This window comes from bacterium (assembly GCA_026416715.1).
Classification (GTDB): Bacteria; UBP4; UBA4092; order JAOAEQ01; family JAOAEQ01; genus JAOAEQ01.
The window spans coordinates 223312-242942 of sequence record JAOAEQ010000001.1 but is presented as its reverse complement, the minus strand read 5'-3'; the positions used below and the strand labels follow the sequence as shown (position 1 = coordinate 242942).

Below are 19631 nucleotides of genomic sequence, written 5' to 3'. Positions count from 1 at the left end.
ATATTAATGCGATTAATATTCAGGGGCGTCGAAAATATAAACTTTCTCTCAGTCTCGGCGTAACGCAATATGACCCGAATAATCCCTGTTCCATCGAAGAATTACTGAAACAAGGGGATATGCTGATGTATGAACAGAAACGAATGAAACAGAGCAGAGAACGAGCTAAGTAATCTAACTTTTTATTTGCGATAAATCTCTATAAGGTATACATTTATTTATGGATGTTAATCCCTGAAATCTTATACTCGAGAATATAGTCTCAAGGAGCTAGTATTAGTCGTGTTCTGTGAACTATATTTGGACAATGATCCACGTTAGGATATCGTCCTTACTATGAATACCAAAATTCAGACGAAACTAACCATCCTGCTCTGTTTCATTATTTTAGTATTTTTCGTTGTACTATTTATAGTCAATACTTACGAAAAACAACGGGCGGCATTGTTGCTGCAAGAACAAATCGCTAGTAAAGAGTTATTTTTTGATAAAATTGTTAAGCTGAAAGAAACTACACTAGCTAACTTTGCCTATGACTATACCTATTGGGATGAAATGGTCGAGTTTGTTGCTAGTGGAAATAAACAATGGGCAAAACAGAATATTGATGCGAGTTTAGCCACTTTTAAGACAGACGTAGTCTGGGTATATAATTCCCAGTGGCAGTTAGTATATACCGCTCGGGGAGAGGGTATGCAACGTGAACAAGAATTCCCGCTTCCACGAGCTATCTATCCGCAATTATTTAAGAGAAGTCCGTTAGTTCATTTTTATCTCGATACGCCTGCCGGACTTCTTGAACTCCACGGTGCTTCGATTCATCCGTCATCAGACCAGGAACGAAAAACGTCAGCGAAGGGGTATTTTCTCGCTGGTCGGCTTTGGACTGCCGAATATCTGCAAGAACTTGCGGAATTAACCGGCAGTAAACTTAGTTTGATTTCGTTTAAGCCAGAATCTCATTCCCAAAACCAAGAGAACTTGGCAAGCGGAACAATCGGTTTTACACGCACCCTGCATGGGTGGGATAACCGACCGGTAAAACAGATTGTAGTTAAAAGTGAATCTCCCATCATCCAAAGTCTGCAGCGCACTGCCAATCAGGAATTACTATTATTATTCGGATTCACGATTATTCTCCTTCTCGTTCTGACCATCTTCATAACCCGATGGGTTAGTATACCACTTCGGTTGATTTCACGCAGTCTCGGCAGCAGAAATCCAGAGCTCCTCATCTCGCTGCATCAGAACCCCACCGAGTTCAGACATATCAGTAAACTAATAGCGAGCTCTTTCGCCCAAGAACGGGAACTGGTTAGAGAAATTAACGAACGTAAACAAACGGAACAGCAGCTTCGCGAAACCAAACAACAAATGATTGATATCATCAATTTTTTGCCAGACGCAACGTTTGCTATTAACCGAGAAGGTATTGTTATTGCGTGGAATAAAGCGATTGAGGAAATGACTGGAATTAAAGCCGAGATTATGATTGGAAAGGGCACTTACGAATATGCGCTTCCATTCTACGGCGAACGAAGACCGATTCTGATAGATTTAATCTTTGTCGACCAATCGGAGATCGAGTCTCGTTATCATAATGTAACGAAAAAAGGTAACACGATAGTTGCCGATACCTATGTCCCTAATCTCTATCAAGGTAAGGGAGCAACGCTTTGGATAATCGCATCTCCATTATATGATACTCAAGGGAATATCATCGGTGCAATTGAATCAATCAGAGACATTACCGAGCGGAAGCGGGCGGAGGCGGAGGTTTATGCGGCGCAACAGCGATATGCGGATTTAGTGAATAATCTAGCGGTTGGGGTGTATCGGAATACGCCGGGTGCCGAGGGTCGGTTTTTGGAGGTGAATCCGGCGATGGTAGCGATGTTTGAAGCGGAGTCGAAGGAAGAATTTATGCGTCGGAGTGTCGCGTCGCAATATGTGGAGCCGAGTCAGCGGAAGGTGTTAAGCGATAAGTTAATGCAACAAGGATACGTTAAAAACGAGGAGATAGAATTACTGACGTTCAAAGGGAGACGGTTTTGGGCGTCAGTGACTGCGGTGAAGAAAGTAGATGAGCAGGGTCAGGTATATTTTGATGGGGTGATTGAGGATATTACCGAGCGGAAGGAGTTGGAACAGCTGCTGCGAGCGTTATCGCTGACGGATGAGTTGACGGGGTTATATAACCGTCGAGGTTTTTTGACGTTAGCGGAACAACAGCTTAAGATTGCCGACCGGCTCAAACAACAGCTCTGTCTCATTTATGGGGATATGGATAACTTGAAATGGATTAATGATAATTTTGGGCATCAGGAAGGTGACCGTGCTATAATTGATATTGCGGAGGTGTTGCGAGCGTCGTTTCGGGCGGCGGATATCATTGCACGGATTGGCGGAGATGAGTTTGTCGGGCTAGCGATTGAAACTACGGAAAAAAGTGGCGAATCGATTACTGCGAGAATAATGGAAAATATTAATGCGATTAATATTCAGGGGCGTCGAAAATATAAACTTTCTCTCAGTCTCGGCGTAACGCAATATGACCCGGATAATCCCTGTTCCATCGAAGAGTTACTGAAACAAGGGGATACCCTGATGTATGAACAGAAAAAGATGAAAAAGACGAAAAAATAGAATAAATTAGGATTCAAAAGGCTTTTTATTCGCCAAAACAAACTGTTGAAACGATACATCGTCGTTATAGCAACTTATTATCGAACTCCGGTAAATCGGGATGCCAATAACGTTTCACCATTGACTACCCGAGCTATCGGGTAGAAAAATATGCCAGAAAGAAAGAAATCGAAAAAGACAAAATCGGTTTTCCGCAAAAAAGATACCGCTCCCAATTCAATCAGTGACCAGGTATATTTTAATTTCATTAATGAAATCCCGATTGGCATATATCGAACAACGCCGGATGGTAAAATCCTGTTTGCGAACACTGCGTTAGTTCGGATGCTCGGCTATACCTCATTTGCGGAACTTGCGGCTCGGAATTTAGAAGATGGATTTTTTGAACCTACGTATTCGCGACAGCAGTTTAAAGAAATTATGGAACAAAAGAATGAAATTAAAGGATTAGAATATTCCTGGGTTCGACGGGATAAATCCGTGATTCTGGTTCGTGAGAATGCGAAAGCGGTTCGTGATGAAACTGGTAAAATTATTTACTACGAAGGAACGATAGAAGATATTACGGAACATAAACTGGCTGAAGAAGCGTTAGCGAAAGCGCATGCTGAACTTGAACAGAAGGTTAGGGAAAGGACACAACAATTGCAGGAAGAAGAGCGGTTTTTATCCGGTATTTTTAACAGCGTTCAGGATGGAATAAGTATTTTGGATAAAGAAATGCGGATTCTGCGCGTGAATCCAACGATGGAAAGATGGTATGCGCATGCGATGCCATTACTCGGTAAGAAATGTTACCAAGCGTACCATGGACGAAATGAACCGTGTGATATCTGTCCTAGCGTACAAGCGTTAGCTACAAAACGAACTGCGTATGAGGTGGTTCCGAAACGGGGAGCAGGTGGTGTCATAACCGGTTGGCTTGATTTATACAGTTTTCCTCTCTTCGACCAGGATAGCGGAACCATAACCGGCGTTATCGAATATGTTCGCGATATCACTGCTCGGAAACAAGCGGAACAGCAGCAAAAAACGATCATTCAGGGTTTGCGGGCGATATTAGCGATTGCAGATGAGTTGATTATGGAACCGGACTTGGATGTTTTATACCGGCGTGCTGTTGAATTAGGAAGAGACAAATTAGGGTTAGAACGATGTTCGCTCTACCTCGAAGAAGGAGATAAGATAGTTGGTACTTACGGGACAAACCTTCAAGGTCAAACCACTGATGAACGGTGTTTCTGCGAACCGATAACGCAATGGAAGCAGTATCTACAACCGGAACAGCCAAACGAACTATTACACTGGTTACTCTTTGAAGAACCGCTCCGGGAATGGATAGGGGAAACAATGGCGGTGGTAGGAACCGGTTGGCTGGTAGCAACTCCGATAAAATCAGTTCGCACCCGACTCGGCGTGTTTTTCAATGATGCGGCGATAACCGGAGCGCCATTCGATCCAGCTAAACAGGAGATTGTTGCGGTTTATTGTTCATTGTTAGGGAGTATTATCGAACGGAAACAAGCGGTTATCACTATGCAAGAGAACCAACGACGATTTCAGGTGCTTTTTGAAAATTCACCGATATCTATATGGGAAGGTGATTTCTCCGCTGTGAAATCTTATTTAACGGAATTGCGTAATTCTGGGGTAACCGATTTTGCGACCTATTTTGCGAGTCGCCCTGATGAGGTAATGAAATGTGCTGGCATGATTAACGTAATGCAGGTTAACCAAGCAACCATCAAGTTGTATCAGGCAAAAAATATAGACGAATTTCGTTCGGGGCTAAGTACATACCTTTGTCCGGAATCATATCCTATATTTATCGAAGAACTTATAGCTCTTGCGGAGGGAAAACCTGAGTTTGAAACGGAAACAATAAACCAGACGCTCACTGGAGAAAAAATTCATATTTTTCTCCGGTGGTCTATTGCACCTGGACATGAGCAAACCGCAAATGAAGTTGTGGTTTCGATTATCGATATTACCGAACGGAAGAAAATAGAAGCTGCACTGCGTGAAAGCGAATCTCGACTCCGAACCATTATTGAAAATCAAGGGGAAGGAATCGTAATGATTAGTCCGGACGAACGGATACTGTTCACCAATCCGGCAGGAGCGGAGATTTTCGGTTTATCGGTAGAACAATGTATCGGGAGAAATATCGAAGAGTTTATTATTCCAGAAGATATAGAATTATTACGGGCGCAAACCGCAAAACGGCGTCAGGGTGAAAGAAGTACTTATGTACTACGATTCGTGAACCCCGAAGGTGAAAGACGGTATCTTTTAGTTACCGCTACTCCACAATTCGATACCCAGCATCAATTTGCTGGTGCCTTTGCAATATTTCGCGATATAACCGACCGTATTCGGTTGGAAGAACAGCTGCGGGCGTTATCGCTCATCGACGATTTAACTGGATTGTATAATCGTCGAGGGTTTTTAACACTTGCGGAACAGCAAATAAAAATTGCACACCGGCTAGAAAAACGAATGCTTTTACTGTTTGCCGACATCGATAATATGAAATGGATTAATGATACCTATGGCCATCAAGAAGGTGACCGTGCATTAATCAATACCACGACAATACTACGCGAAACCTTTCGCGAATCGGATATTATTGCACGCATTGGCGGGGACGAGTTCGTTATTTTAGCGATTGAAATCGACGCAGCTAGTGCCGAAATTCTTACCTCTCGATTACAGGAGAACCTTGATACATACAATGCTCAAGAGAATCAAAAGTATAAACTTGCACTCAGTATTGGGATATCCCGCTATGTACCGGAAAGCCCACGTCCGTTAGACGAATTGTTAGAACAAGCGGATAAATTGATGTACGAGCAGAAACGAAAGAAACAGAGCGGATACACGTCAAGTTCTACTTAAGTTTTATAAAGGAAACTGTTTTGTGTATCATCAAAATATTAGTAGTATCTTGGGATTATGTTTTTTACTGATTACTTTTGCTCCCGCGAAAGAAAATGGTTCTGGCTTGACCTATGGGGTTGAAATGGATTTCTGTTCGCGCTATGTCTGGCATGGAATACCTTGGAGTGACGGTGCGGTGAAACAGACGTCGGTCTGGTTTGTGTATCGCGATTTAACGGTAACGTTCTGGGATAACTATGTCTTACATAATGAACCGAATCATCTTCAAGTAAATGAATTTGATTTGACCGTACGCTATACGAAAGAACTCGGACAATTTACTCTCGAACCGTCGTTCAACTATTATTGGTATCCGAATCAGGAAGCATCGCCATCAACAGGGGAACTTGCAATGAAATTTGCGTATGCGCTTGACCTGGTAGAGTTTTTCAGCAACCATAATGTTGATGTTAAAGAATACCACGGTGCGTATTTTGGTGATATTGGCTTAGCATATTCCAGAGAAATAAATCCGATAGCAACCTTCGAATCTTCACTCAGTCTCGGATGGGGTTCCTCCCGATTCAATGAAACCTATGTCGGTTTACGGAAATCAGCGTTGAACGTTATTCAGGCGGAGTTGGCGGTATCCTATACGCCAAAACATTGTATTTATTTCCGACCCCATCTTGCCGTTAGCCGAATTTTAGACGGTGCATTAGCAGACCAGCTAAAAGATACCACGCTGGTTTATGGCGGGATTGCTATTGGCAAAGAGTTCTAGAATATTCCGATGATAAGTTCTGGTGTATACCGCATGCAACCGTCCGGATAGTCGCAAGGATTGATTGAACCAATCCGATATTAGCTGCATTACCGAATTATTCTTATCCATAATATATAAATATAGGAGTCAACTTGATAAATTTATGCATATCCGAAAACGATTAATCGTACTGATATTATCTACCACAATCCTGTTTCTTATAGCGTTACTCGTTATGAATTTTGCTGAACAAGAGCGACGCGATTTGTTGTTCAATGATTTTGTAGCAAGCCGAGAACAGTTTTTTGATAAAGTCCTTATGCTAAAATCGGCATCATTAGCGACGTTTGCCTATGATTATACCTACTGGGATGAAATGGTAACATTTGTCGAAAAGGAGAATAAGAAATGGGCGAAACAAAACATTGATGCCAGCTTGTCAACCTATGACACCGATGCGGTATGGATATATAATCGCGATTGGAAATTAGTGTATTTCGTTAGCCGTGAAGGGAGCGAAATCAACAACCAATTGCCGTTACCTAGAACGTTGTATCCCAGATTATTTGCTCAAGGACCGTTTTGCCATTTTTTCATAAATACGGCTACCGGATTACTCGAAGTAAACGGTGCATCAATTCATCCGACAGTCGACCAGGAACGGAGAAATCCGGCTCAAGGGTATTTTTTCGTAGGACGAATCTGGTCTTCTGTAAGGATGAAAGAGTTAGCAGAATTAACCGGAAATACGCTGACGTTAGTTCCAGTCCAATTTCAACCGGATGTAGAAAATATTGCTAGAGATAGTATGCTACAGGAATCAAAGAAGAGCGTTAGCCAGACGAGAATAGTTTTTTCTCGAGTCCTAAAAGGATGGGATGATCGACCGGTAATGAGGCTAATCGCTCAGAGTGAATCGCCAATTATGAAAGTGTATTTGCAAGGAGCGAAACGTGAGTTTGTCATCCTATTCGGTTTTTCATTGGCGATGTTATTTTTACTCATGGTATTTTTAACGCGATGGATAAGTCAACCGTTACGGTTAATTACGCAAAGTCTCAATGCGCAGAATCCTGAACTTGTTAAGCCATTACAGAATACCTCGACTGAATTCGGGCATATCGCCCGATTGATCAATTTATTTTTTATTCAAAGAAATACACTGCAGGAAAACCAGCGGATGCTATCGACGTTAATCAGCAATCTACCAGGAATGGTATATCGGTGTAGGAATGACCGGAATTGGACGATGGAGTTTGTGAGTGACGGATGTTATCCGCTGACAGGATATCAACCGAACGAGCTGATCAACAACAACCGAATTTCCTATGCAGAACTTATCCATCCGGATGACCGAGAAGAGGTCTGGAATAAGGTTCAATCATCCATTCAGAATACAACCTCGTTTCAGATATCCTATCGCATTATAACCGCAACGCAGCAGGAGAAATGGGTCTGGGAACAGGGTCGTGGGGTATATTCTGACAGGGGCGAGTTGCTCGCACTGGAAGGATTTATCACGGATATCACGGCACATCGCGCAGCTGAAGAAGAGCGACAGCAGGGGTATCAGCGGTTACGGCGGGCTATGGGCGGAACTATCAGCGCACTCGCTTCCGCTACCGAACTCCGTGACCCGTATACCGCAGGACATCAGAGACGGGTAGCTAATCTCGCGCGGGCGATTGCTACGGAAATGGGGTTAACTAAAGACCAGATTGAAGGTATTCGAATTGCTGCTACCGTTCACGATATCGGGAAAATTTATGTCCCAGCAGAAATTTTAACGAAACCGACAAAATTAACCGAAGTCGAGTTCGATTTGATTAAAACCCATCCGCAAGGTGGATACGATATTTTAAAAGATATCGAATTCCCTTGGCCAATAGCGGAAATCGTTGTCCAGCACCACGAGCGATTGAACGGTTCCGGATATCCGCGTAAACTTACGGCAGATCGTATTTTGCTCGAAGCGCGCATTATTGCGGTTGCAGATGTGGTGGAAGCAATGGCAACCCATCGTCCTTATCGTCCGGCGCTTTCAATCAATGAGGCACTAGCTGAAATTGACCGGCATCGGATCGACCTGTATGATTCGACGGTAGTTGATGCCTGTATTCGATTGTTTACTGAAAAAAACTTTAAGTTAGAATAATTGAGAGCAACAAATCCGAACCAAAGATGAAACTGACCGCAGCGTTTGCTGCATAAACCCGCAAAAGTACTATAGAAAACACGCAATCGCTGAGCGTTCTTGGTGAATCTATTGATCGTTTTTGTGGTTAACGATTTTAATTTTCGAACTATTGTTAAAGATATGCCACGAAGAGTAACCAAATCTAAATCTAAACCGGAACCGACCTTGAAAAAGCTGGTGCATATTCTGTTAGTTGAAGACAATGACGATGATGCATTGCTCATTGAGCGGAACCTCAAACAAGCCGGGATACATTTTTTTCTTTCTCGGGTTGAAACTAAACTTGCATTTTTACAAGAACTGAAAAGGTTTAATCCCGACCTTGTTATTTCCGATTATACATTACCGGAATTCGATGGGCTGACCGCATTACATCTGTTGAAAAAGAGTAACCAAAGTATTCCGTTTATTTTGGTTACCCAATCGTTATCGGAAGAACTTGCCAGTGAATTCATGAAAGCTGGTGCAGATGATTGCATATTAAAATCGCAGTTACAGAAACTGCCTTCCCTAGTTCGAACAATAGCAGAGAAAAAACAATCTGAACCGGAAAAAGATAACGCTATCGAACGAATTCTTGCGAACCGTGAACTAACCCGTCAGATTATTGATATGAATCCGGTAGGTATTGCCATTGTCAACCGTTCAGGACAAATCACCTACGCGAATGCACAAGCTGAAAAAGTGCTCGGGTTAAAAAAATCGCATATACTTCAGCGAACCTATAATGCTCCGGAATGGAAAATAACCGATTTCAACGGGCAACCGTTTCCGGAGAGCGAGCTACCATTTTTTAAGGTTAAGACTACCCATAAACCGGTTTTCGATATTCGTCACGCCATTGAATGGCCTAATGGCAATCGGGTTTTTCTTTCAATTAACGGAATACCGTTGTTTAACCCATTCGGCGAGTTCGAGGGTATGCTCGCTACAGTTGAAAATATTACTGAACGAGAGCAAACAATTCAGGCGATTCAGGAATCGGAAACGCGATATCGTCTTCTTTTTGAAAGTAATCCGCTACCGATGTGGGTCTATGATTTAGCGACGTTGCAATTTCTCGCCGTGAATGATGCAGCAGTTGCTCGATATGGATATACCCGAGAAGAATTCCTGCAAATGACGATAAAAGAAATCTGGTTCGAAGAAGATATTCCATCGTTGCTCTCCAATCTTGCCCATATTACCGTGGGATTAGATGAATCCGGTCTATGGCGGCATCGGACAAAAGATGGAAGTATTATCTATGTAGAAATAACATCGCATACCCTTCTCTATTCTGGTAGACCGGCAGAACTGGTTTTAGCACAGGATGTAACCGCACGCATTCAATCGGAAGAAAAGATTCGCTTGCTTTCCAATGCGGTTCGAAGCGTTAATGATTGTGTCATCATAACCGATATGCAGAACCGAATTATTTTTGTCAATGAACCATTTGAAAAAAACTATGGATATACCCAAGAAGAAATACTCGGAAAACCTCGGGAAATTCTGGTTCCAGAATTTGAACAACAGAAATTCACACATTCTATACTGGCGGACACAATCCAAAAAGGATTCTGGCACGGTGAACTCTGGAATAAACGGAAAGACGGAACATTCTTTCCGAGCTGGGTTTCAACGGCTTACATTCGCAATGAACAACATCAACCGACAGCTATTCTCGAAATCACCTATGATATCACCGAACGAAAAAAGACAGAAACCGACCTACTCCGCCATATCGAACTCGAAAATTTGATTATTTCGGTTTCCAACCAGTTCATCAATCTTCCTTCTGGAGAAATTGATTCTGCGCTCCAAAACGCGCTTCAGGTTATCGGAACCTTCGTCGCGGTTGACCGGAGTTATGTATTTCTGTTTTCTGAAGATGGTGAATATATGTCGAATACGCATGAATGGTGTGCGCCAGATATTTCTTCTAAAAAGACCCGATTACAAAATATTCCAACCGATACCTTTCCATGGCTGCTACGGAAACTGAATCAACGTGAAGAAATCAATATATCGCGAGTAGTCGATTTACCTAGAGAAGCAGAAGCGGAAAAACAAGAGTTTCTAACGGAAAATATTCAATCACTGCTTGTGGTTCCGTTAGTCTATAAGAAAACCATAATTGGATTTGTAGGGTTCGATTCGGTTAAAAAAGAAAGAAGGTGGTTAGCGGACGAGGTTGCGTTATTGCGGATTGTTGGTGAAATCTTTACCAGTGCGATACAGCAGAAAAAAACCGAAGAAGCGCTAGCATTAGCGGTAAATCAGTGGCGAACCACGTTCGATGCGATGCGAGATTTGATTTGTCTATTAGATGCAAATGGAAATATCATCCGCTGCAACGTTGCGTTTTGCGAGTATCTCCAGCGTCCATTTCTCGAAATTTTAGGGAAGAATGTTTGTGAATTGTTTTTCGGCAATCAAGAACCGCCGGCAGATTTTCCATTTATACGAATACATCGAACGCGAAAACGGGAATTGGGAACGATATTCATTAACCGCCGGTGGTTTGATATTACGGTTGACCCGATGGTTGATGCTACCGGAGCATTACTTGGTGCTGTTCAGGTTATGCAGGATGTTACTGAATTGAAACAGAGAGAACTCGTTGACAAACACAAGCAGGAACAATTAGTTCGATATCAATCTGCGTTATTATCCTTAGCGAAAATGGAATTTTCTAGTTTAGATCTAGCGTTAAACCGTATTACAGAAATTGACGCACAAACTCTGAATATCGCTCGGGTAAGTTTCTGGCAATTTAATAGGGAACGGAACGAAATAATTTGTAAGGATTTGTATTGCTTAGCTGATCACACACATCAGCAGGGACAGCAGTTGCAGAGTATAAGATATCCGCGATATTTCCGTGCGCTGGACGAAAATCGAATGATTGCTGCATCAGATGCACAGAATGATTTGCGAACAAACGAATTTAACGAAGGATATCTAAAACCGCTGCGAATAATGGCTATGCTCGATGTTCCGGTTCGACTTCGTGGCGTGGTTGTAGGGATTCTCTGCCATGAGCATACCGGTTCAATTCGCGAATGGACTGTGGAAGAACAGGAGTTTGCTGCGCAGGTTGCTGATATGGTCTCCCTCGCATTAGCTGCAGAGGAACGAAATCGAGCGGAAGCAGAGTTATTTGAAACGCATCAGCGGTATCTTAAAGTTATTACCCAAGCAAAAGCAGTACCATATCAACGCGATTATCTCACCAATGAATTTACTATCGTTGGTGAAGAAATAGAAACCCTAACCGGATATTCAAAAGAAGAATTTACGGCGCAATTATTCGACAAGCTCGTCCAAGAATCAATTTTATACGGCGAAGCCGCTGGATTATCAACTGAGGAGGCGATACAGCAGATTCGAGCAGGGGAAATTAAACAATGGCATGCAGAATATCGCATTACGACAAAATCCGGAGAAACTAAATGGTTATCCGATGCTTCAATACAACTCCGTGATGAAACCGGTAAAGCAATCGGTTCATTGGGTATCTTGCAGGATATCACCGAACATAAACGCGCAGAAGAAACTATCCGAAGAACCCATGAATTATATCAGGAAGCTATCAGTCAGGCGGATGCGGTGCCGTATTTTTTCGATTATGTGAATAATTGCTATGGATTTATGGGAGAACGAATAGAATACCTAACTGGTTATCCCGTAGCAGAATTTACCCCATCACTCTGGAAAACACTAATTCAAGAGGTGGTTATGCTGGGAGAAACGGTTGGGATGCCAATTGACGAAGCAGGGAAACTAGCGCGCGCTGGAAAAATAAACAAATGGCGTGCGGAGTATCGGATTACAACGAAATCTGGTGAAACGAAATGGTTAACTGATTCAGCAATCCAATTATTCGATGCACAAGGAAATGTTACCGGATTCCTCGGTTTTCTCCAAGATATTACTGACCGAAAATTAGCTGAAGAAAAACAGCGCGAAACCCACGAACTATATCGTCAGGCATTAATTCAAGCGGATGCGGTGCCGTACCTACTGGATTATATTACTAACCGATATATTTTTATCGGAGAGGGAATAGAGCGGCTGACTGAGTATACCACACTGGAAATAACACCGCAAATCTGGCGGTCATTAATTCAAGAGACAATAGTATATGGTGAAGATACGGGATTGCCGCTAGAGATAGTATCGCAACGTGCCCGAAATGGAGCATATAAGAAATGGCGAGCGGAGTATAAAATTACAACTAAAACCGGGAAGACAAGATGGTTATCAGATTCTTCCATTCATCTTTTTGATGCAACCGGTAAGCGAACCGGGTCGCTTGGTTTCTTACAGGATATTACTGACCGAAAACAAGCGGAAGTAGCATTGCGAAATAGTTTCGAGCAGGTACGACGTGCATTGGAGGGGACGGTAGGTGCAATTGCCGAGACCGTAGAAAAACGTGATCCATATACTGCGGGGCATCAGCGTGGCGTAGCAAAATTGGCGGTAGCGATCGCTCAAGCGTTACAATTATCTTCCCAACAAATCGAGGGGATTCGCGTTGCTGGAATACTCCACGATATCGGGAAAATGTATATTCCTGCAGAAATATTAACGAAACCGACAAAACTAACGGAACTAGAATTTAATTTAATTAAAACTCATGCGGAGAGTGGATATGATATTTTGAAAGGAATCGAATTCCCTTGGCCGGTAGCACAGATAGTTTTCCAGCATCACGAACGGCTGAACGGTTCCGGATATCCAAAAGGGTTACCTGAAGAAGCAATTTTATTAGAAGCAAAAATAATTGCGGTTGCAGATGTGGTTGAAGCAATGGCATCAAATCGTCCATATCGTCCGATGCTCGGTGTTGAAGTAGCGTTAGATGAAATTGCAAAAAATTGCCATATCCTTTATGACGCGCGAATCGTTGATATCTGTATTGCTCTTTTCCGAGAGAAAAACTTCACGTTCCTATAACAAGAGATTGAAGTATCCAACCCTTACCCGCCCACTTTCTTACTATATATTCTTGGTAGCGAAACCAGACTAGAATCCTGAAATAATCTTCTGTAAGACTTTCTGCCAGGTTGGTGCAAGGAGGGTTTTAAGGAGTAAATCAAGGGAAATGAGTCCTACTCCCCAGATACAATACTTTTTAATTATCTCGATTCGTTGCTGGCGGTTTAGAACGTAACTGTAGAATAACTCGGATAATCCTATAGCGGTTGCAATATATCCAACAACCCGAACAATTGCCCAAGGTTGCCAGGAAAATAAAATGGTTAGAAAAGGGTTCGTGGTATGGAGAAAGAGACTGCCGACATAAAAATTCATATAATTTAACAGAACAGCACCGAAGAATAACGCGGCGAATCCGCCGGTTAGAATGGTTAAAAGTGAAAACAGGATAAAATGCATCAGCTGTTTCGGAATGAATTGGCTCGGCGAACTTTCTTCTCCGACACCAGTCCGAATCCAAGAGAACATCTCGTTCCGATATGCTTCTCCGCGAAGGATTTTCGCGTGAATCGTCGGATTGAAATAATAGGTCAATAGAATAACGGTAATAGACATTACTCCCGCCCAGAGTAGCATCTGGATAAACCCGCGGGTGTATCTTTGCTCTTTTAGATTATAAACGTACAAAGGATATATTCCGAGAGTATTGAGTAGCGGAAGAAACCATTTTCCGGGAAGGATTACCCCGAACAAACAACTGATAATCGCTACTACTCCTAAATAAAAATAACTTGCCTTCGAACCAAACATTTTTGCAATATTCATACGGTACAATTGGATATCAATCAACCACTTGAATATAGAGAATCGAGTATTATCATATCAGAATATGAGCAACCTAATACATTAGAATATAGAGTAACGAATAAGAACTTTGAGGTAAAAGGAATCATCTACCACCTACTCTATATTTGGATTTACCTTTGGTTATTCGTACTTGATTTCTCAGTTCCATTGGTAAACCGTTTTTTCCGGATACCGCAGACTTGCCCGATAAACAATTCTCTCGCCGAACTTCTCCTGTAATGTATCGATTGCTTTATATAGTCGTCGTCCTCGTTCTCCACCAAAAGGTGATTGATCGAATAACCATAGTTGTTCTTCATTATCTTGGGTCAGGTTGGAGACCGAAATGCCAATCAATCGAACTGGTTGTTTGAACCGTATCGGCTGATTAGTTTCGCTCTTGGATAGCGAGGTGATAACAACTCCCATTTCTCGCAGTAGTTCTAATCCACAAGAATAAATCTGATACCCTTGATTCGTTTCATACTCAAGGGTTTTCGCATGGGCGAATGTAGAAAAATCTGCGAACCGGATACATACGGTAACCGTTTTTCCTACCAAACGCATTTTCCGCAGCCGATACCCGACTTTTTCAGCAAGATTTAATAGCATCGCATAGACTGGCACACAGTCAGTATAATCTTTTTCGAACGTGACCGAATGACCGCACGATTTCGGCAATGCAAGTTCGAGCTCCGGATTGGTTCGTTCACGGACTCCGGGTCGATGCGCACTGATATATTCTTTCAGACTGGGGTCAACTTTACGGTCATCAATTCCGCAAGCGAGTTTATGGATAGTTTCCCCCGGTTTACCCAACAGAGATTGCAGATACTTCCGTGATACTCGGGCTAAACTGCCAACGGTATCAAACCCTAACTCGCGGAGTTTCTTTTCTGTTTTATGACCAACACCCCAGATAACTTCAATCGGTAGTTGCCAGAGGATTTCTGTTTCCTGTTCCGGCGGGATAACCACAAATCCATCCGGTTTATCTAATTCAGAAGCGACTTTCGCCAGAAATTTATTGGAAGCAAGTCCAACCGATGCGGTTAATTTGATTTCCTGTTTAATCCTGAGTTTAATTCGTTTGGCGGTTTCAATCGGGGGACCGAATAATCGTTCTGTTCCTGTTAAATCTACATACGCTTCATCTAACGAAATCGGTTCGACTAACGGCGAGTATTGTCGCAAAATTGACATAATCTGCATCGAAACTTCTTCGTATAATCCCATTCGCACCGGCAGAAAGATACCTTGAGGACACAACCGTTTCGCCCGGGTTAACGGCATTCCGGCATAGAGACCAAACTTGCGCGCAGAATATGACGCTGCACAAACCACCCCCCGTCCACTCGGGTGATTTCCAACAATAACTGGTTTCCCACGGAGCCAAGGACGTTCCCGTTGTTCAACCGAGGCATAAAATGCGTCCATATCAATATGGAGAATATAGCTTTGCATACGCAAAGAATGTCAGATGCCAAATGTCAAAACTACATTTCTCGCAACACACGCAAAGATTCATTTTTTTTCTTTGCGGTCATTGCGAGACCCGATTTTTAAGATTTAGAATTTCCGAAATACGCCTATGACTTTTCCTAATATAGTAAATTCAGAAGAAGCTGAATTCAATATAATTGGTTCCATATTTGGATTCTCCGGTTGAAGACGAATCCGCCCATTTTCCCGATAGAACCGTTTAACCGTTGCTTCGTCCCCGAGAAGAACCACCACAATATCACCGTTATCCGCATCATGTTGCACCCGAACCATAACAATATCGCCATCAAGAATATGCGCATTTTGCATACTTTCTCCTTTTACCTTCAAGGCAAACACTTTTTCCGCTTTAATCCAGGATGTATCCAGCCAGAGGTTTCCATCAAGATTCTCTATCGCAAATAACGGTTTTCCTGCAGATACTCGCCCGAGAAGCGGAATCTCACGGACCGGTGCCAACGATCGCTTCGATTCGATAAACTCGGCTACCTCCAGACTGCGGGATTTACGCGATACCCGCTTCACCAATCCTTTTCGTTGCAATGCATTCAAATGGTCGAACATACTCGATGATTTCATTGCAAATTTCTCAGCGAGTTCACGAACCGTAGGCGGATATCCTTCTTTCCGAATAAACTGCTTGATATAATTTAAAATGGCTTGTTGTCGGTCGGTTAGCTCTTGCATGGGAGAATCTTTTCAAGCGGGAGGAAGTCATTGATTCGCCCAGTTACATATTCAGGCGAATCCGCATAAAACAGATTCACTCCCGCCCGTAGTCTGTTTTCATTGACACACTAGTAATTTAGCTTTTAAATTTGACATTTGGATTGGTTGGTTCAATTCTATTATACCTAACATTAGTTAGGTTGTCAAGCGGAATGGAACCAGATTAACCTTCGTTTGATTTTCTCCAAAAATCATGCCCTAGGAGTAGGTCGATAATCCGTCTTGCCATTAGCGACGTAATGGACTGGGATACTATTACTTTTTGGATTTTTAAGTATAGGACTTGATAACTTAATCTTCTACCTTCTATAATAGTGATATATAATATTACGCAATGAGACCAGAATCGAAACTACCGCAACCACCAGAAATTAGCGATCGACAACTTGGTGATGAATGGCTGGATTGGGATGGAAAATCTAACCCGGGAATAACCGAATCGGGTAAAGGATTATTTATTTCTTTTTCTATTTTGAGTTTGATTATACTCGGTCTAGGTTTGCTTTTATTTCATTGGTTGATTCAACCGAGATTAGCCCAATTCGGAACACTCGTTGTTCAACTTGGTACCGTGGTCATTTATCTGCTCGTTGCGTTTGTTGCCCTGTGTTTATGTATTCTTGTGCTTGCAGTAACCACGGAATCTCCGGTTATCATTCAACTTATCCGGAACCCGAGTTATCTTGGGATGTTACTTCCCTGGTCAACCCGACTTGCAAACTGGGTCGGATTTTCTAGAGATAAAGTTACTAATTCTTTCTTGAAAGTTCATAATCTCCTAACCAGTTCACTTCGGAAACCAATTGACCATACGCAATTACTGATTCTATTACCGCGCTGTTTGAATCGCGAAATGTTCCAGCAATTACGAGCACTTAAAGAGAAATATCAAGTAGAAATGTTCACTGCTGGTGGCGGAGATGTCGCTCGGGAAATGATTCGAAAAAAGAAACCGAAAACGATTATTGCTATCGCCTGCGAACGCGATTTGGTTTCCGGAATTCGCGATGTTGCCCCGTATATTCCGGTGCTTGGATTTCCGAATAAACGACCGGAAGGACCGTGTAAAAATACCGAAGTTGATGTTTCACAAATAGAAATTGCTATTAAAACGGTATTAGGACGAGAGTAAGAATCATTATATAATCATTGAAAACGACTGTCTTCATTCCAACTTATAACGAAAAAGATAATCTACGGCCGTTAGTTGAGCAGATTCTCCAGTTGAAACTGGATATCCAGATACTGATTGTTGACGACCAATCGCCTGACGGTACCGATAAAATTGCTGATGAACTTGCTGCCGAGTATCCCGGTCGGGTTAAGGTTCTCCACCGTGGTCCGCCTCGTGGTCGCGGTTATGCGGGTATTGCTGGGTTTCAATATGCTGCAAACTTGGATACCGATGTTATTATTGAAATGGATGGCGATTTATCACATCAGCCGATATTTATCCCGGATTTTCTCGATGCGATTCAAGATGCGGATGTTGTTATCGGTTCCCGGTATATTCAAGGAGGCGATGTGGTGGGGTGGAGCTGGCATCGGAAACTAAACAGCTGGGTAGCGAACCATGTTTCGCGCTGGATTCTTGGTCTCAAATTTGCTGATTGTACCAGTGGGTTTCGTGCGTTCCGAAAAGAGGTGGTTCAATCGCTTCCGTGGGAGAGTATGATTTCTCCGGGTCCGTCAATTGTCGAAGAGATTCTCTACTATTGCGTTAAGAAAAAATACCGAATCCGCGAAATTCCGATAACGTTTATCAACCGAGAACAGGGAAAATCAAAAGTTTCACTAAAGCTTATTCTCCGCTGGATAATATCATTGCTAAGAGTTCGATTTCGAAGCTAACCTAATTGATGTATACCAAGGTGAGCTCGAAAGAGATGGGTTTGATAAATCAAACCTCCACTTTGGAGGTATGGTATAATAATGGATAAATGAACAGAGACGCTTACGGTAGGTACTTATCAGACCTTTTATAAAACATAGGACTGGTTGGTGAAAGAATTATTATGAATATAGACATTAATGAACTTTTAGCAGAAATGGGCGAAAAAAACGCGTCTGACCTCCATCTACAGGAAGGAACGCCGCCAACCTACCGGATTGATGGTAAGCTGGTTCCATTAGATACACCACCATTATCTGCTGAGCAAGTCCATGAAATATTCGAATCAATTGCTCCAACCCGATTGGTAGAGAAATTTAAAAATGAAAGTGCAGTTGATTTCGCGTATTCGTTACCTCCCTATTATCGGTATCGGATCAATGCGTTCCATCAAAAAGGAACGACGGTTATTGCGATTCGTTGTCTTCGAAACGATATTCTTGATTTTGACCAGCTAAAGTTACCACCGGTAATTAAAACGTTAGCGGAGAAACGGCGTGGATTAATGTTAATGGTAGGTCCAACTGGTTCTGGAAAATCAACTACGCTGGCGGCAATTGTTGAATATATCAATCAAAATTTTTCACGCCGAATTATTACCATCGAAGACCCAATTGAATTCCTATATACAAGCAAAAAAAGTGTAATTAGTCAGATTGAAATTGGAAAAGATAGCCCCTCATTTTACGATGCATTAAAATTTTCACTTCGGCAAGACCCGGATGTTATCCTCATCGGTGAAATGCGAGATAAGGAAACGATTTATACCGCAATTCATGCCGCTGAAACTGGTCATTTAATTTTAAGTACGCTGCACACCCCTGATGCTACGCAAACGATTGACCGAATTATGAGTTTTTTCCCTCCAGAACAGCATGAACGAATCCGACTGATGCTAGCGTTAAATTTAATTGGAGTAGTTGCACAACGGTTGGTGCCATTAGCCGATGGTTGCGGTCGAGTTGCTGCGGTTGAAGTACTCATCAATACTCCTATTGTCACCAAACTTTTCCGGGAAGGAAAGTTGAAAGAACTCTATCAAGCGATTCAGAATAAAGAAGCGGGAATGCAAACCTTTACGCAAGCGCTGGTTGAACTTTATCTAGCAAAAAAGATAACGTTTGAAGAGGGAGAAGCAAACTCTGATGACCCTGGAGCGTTTCGCCGAATGGCAAAAGGCGCTTGGGCAACCGGGGATAAAACGAGCATTATATTTTAAGTGTTACGTCATTCCTGTACAAGCAGGA

General features: G+C 42.4%; 11 protein-coding genes. 8 read left to right on the top strand and 3 right to left on the bottom strand.

The features are described 5' to 3' along the window. The first annotated feature begins 336 nt into the window (after window positions 1-336). The 5 genes from N3A72_00965 to N3A72_00945 all read left to right on the top strand — a co-directional run bounded on the left by N3A72_00965 (window position 337) and on the right by N3A72_00945 (window position 13433). Complete coding sequence (locus N3A72_00965) at window positions 337-2646, top strand: diguanylate cyclase (protein MCX7918181.1); 2310 nt, start codon at window positions 337-339, stop codon at window positions 2644-2646. Window positions 2647-2796: 150 nt separating this feature from the next. Next, the gene (locus N3A72_00960; GenBank protein ID MCX7918180.1) at window positions 2797-5544 is read left to right on the top strand and encodes a PAS domain S-box protein; all 2748 of its coding nucleotides are present in this window, start codon (window positions 2797-2799) and stop codon (window positions 5542-5544) included. 22 nt (window positions 5545-5566) lie between these two features. Beyond that, the gene (locus N3A72_00955) at window positions 5567-6310 is read left to right on the top strand and encodes a hypothetical protein (GenBank protein ID MCX7918179.1); all 744 of its coding nucleotides are present in this window, start codon (window positions 5567-5569) and stop codon (window positions 6308-6310) included. A 145-nt stretch (window positions 6311-6455) separates the two neighbouring features. Beyond that, window positions 6456-8447 carry an HD domain-containing protein gene (locus tag N3A72_00950; GenBank protein MCX7918178.1) on the top strand — a complete coding sequence of 664 codons (1992 nt, stop codon included), beginning with the start codon at window positions 6456-6458 and terminating at the stop codon, window positions 8445-8447. Window positions 8448-8549: 102 nt separating this feature from the next. Beyond that, a complete protein-coding gene (locus N3A72_00945; GenBank protein MCX7918177.1) occupies window positions 8550-13433 on the top strand; it encodes a PAS domain S-box protein in 4884 nt (1627 codons plus the stop codon). Between the two features lie 69 nt (window positions 13434-13502). Here the strand turns inward: N3A72_00945 and N3A72_00940 are convergent, their stop codons facing one another. From N3A72_00940 to lexA, 3 genes are all read right to left on the bottom strand, one after another. Then, a complete protein-coding gene (locus N3A72_00940; protein MCX7918176.1) occupies window positions 13503-14240 on the bottom strand; it encodes a hypothetical protein in 738 nt (245 codons plus the stop codon). Between the two features lie 180 nt (window positions 14241-14420). Next, entirely contained in the window at window positions 14421-15725 is a 1305-nt protein-coding gene (gene dinB, locus N3A72_00935) for a DNA polymerase IV (GenBank protein ID MCX7918175.1), read from the bottom strand. Between the two features lie 105 nt (window positions 15726-15830). Beyond that, window positions 15831-16451, bottom strand: a complete 621-nt coding sequence (gene lexA, locus N3A72_00930) for a transcriptional repressor LexA (protein ID MCX7918174.1) — start codon at window positions 16449-16451, stop codon at window positions 15831-15833. 376 nt (window positions 16452-16827) lie between these two features. On the opposite strand from lexA, the gene N3A72_00925 reads away from it, so the two are divergent. From N3A72_00925 to N3A72_00915, 3 genes are all read left to right on the top strand, one after another. Then, window positions 16828-17625 carry a DUF116 domain-containing protein gene (locus N3A72_00925; GenBank protein ID MCX7918173.1) on the top strand — a complete coding sequence of 266 codons (798 nt, stop codon included), beginning with the start codon at window positions 16828-16830 and terminating at the stop codon, window positions 17623-17625. 17 nt (window positions 17626-17642) lie between these two features. Continuing rightward, window positions 17643-18344, top strand: a complete 702-nt coding sequence (locus N3A72_00920; GenBank protein ID MCX7918172.1) for a polyprenol monophosphomannose synthase — start codon at window positions 17643-17645, stop codon at window positions 18342-18344. Between the two features lie 164 nt (window positions 18345-18508). Next, window positions 18509-19603, top strand: coding sequence for a type IV pilus twitching motility protein PilT (locus N3A72_00915; GenBank protein ID MCX7918171.1), 1095 nt, complete (start codon window positions 18509-18511; stop codon window positions 19601-19603). Window positions 19604-19631: the final 28 nt, after the last annotated feature.

Bases quoted from the DNA above. Each gene is read 5' to 3' on its own strand.
- lexA (MCX7918174.1), bottom strand. From the start codon at position 16,451: ATGCAAGAGCTAACCGACCGACAACAAGCCATTTTAAATTATATCAAG.
- dinB (MCX7918175.1), bottom strand. From the start codon at position 15,725: ATGCAAAGCTATATTCTCCATATTGATATGGACGCATTTTATGCCTCG.
- N3A72_00965 (MCX7918181.1), top strand. From the start codon at position 337: ATGAATACCAAAATTCAGACGAAACTAACCATCCTGCTCTGTTTCATT.
- N3A72_00925 (MCX7918173.1), top strand. From the start codon at position 16,828: ATGAGACCAGAATCGAAACTACCGCAACCACCAGAAATTAGCGATCGA.
- N3A72_00960 (MCX7918180.1), top strand. From the start codon at position 2,797: ATGCCAGAAAGAAAGAAATCGAAAAAGACAAAATCGGTTTTCCGCAAA.
- N3A72_00915 (MCX7918171.1), top strand. From the start codon at position 18,509: ATGAATATAGACATTAATGAACTTTTAGCAGAAATGGGCGAAAAAAAC.
- N3A72_00940 (MCX7918176.1), bottom strand. From the start codon at position 14,240: ATGAATATTGCAAAAATGTTTGGTTCGAAGGCAAGTTATTTTTATTTA.
- N3A72_00950 (MCX7918178.1), top strand. From the start codon at position 6,456: ATGCATATCCGAAAACGATTAATCGTACTGATATTATCTACCACAATC.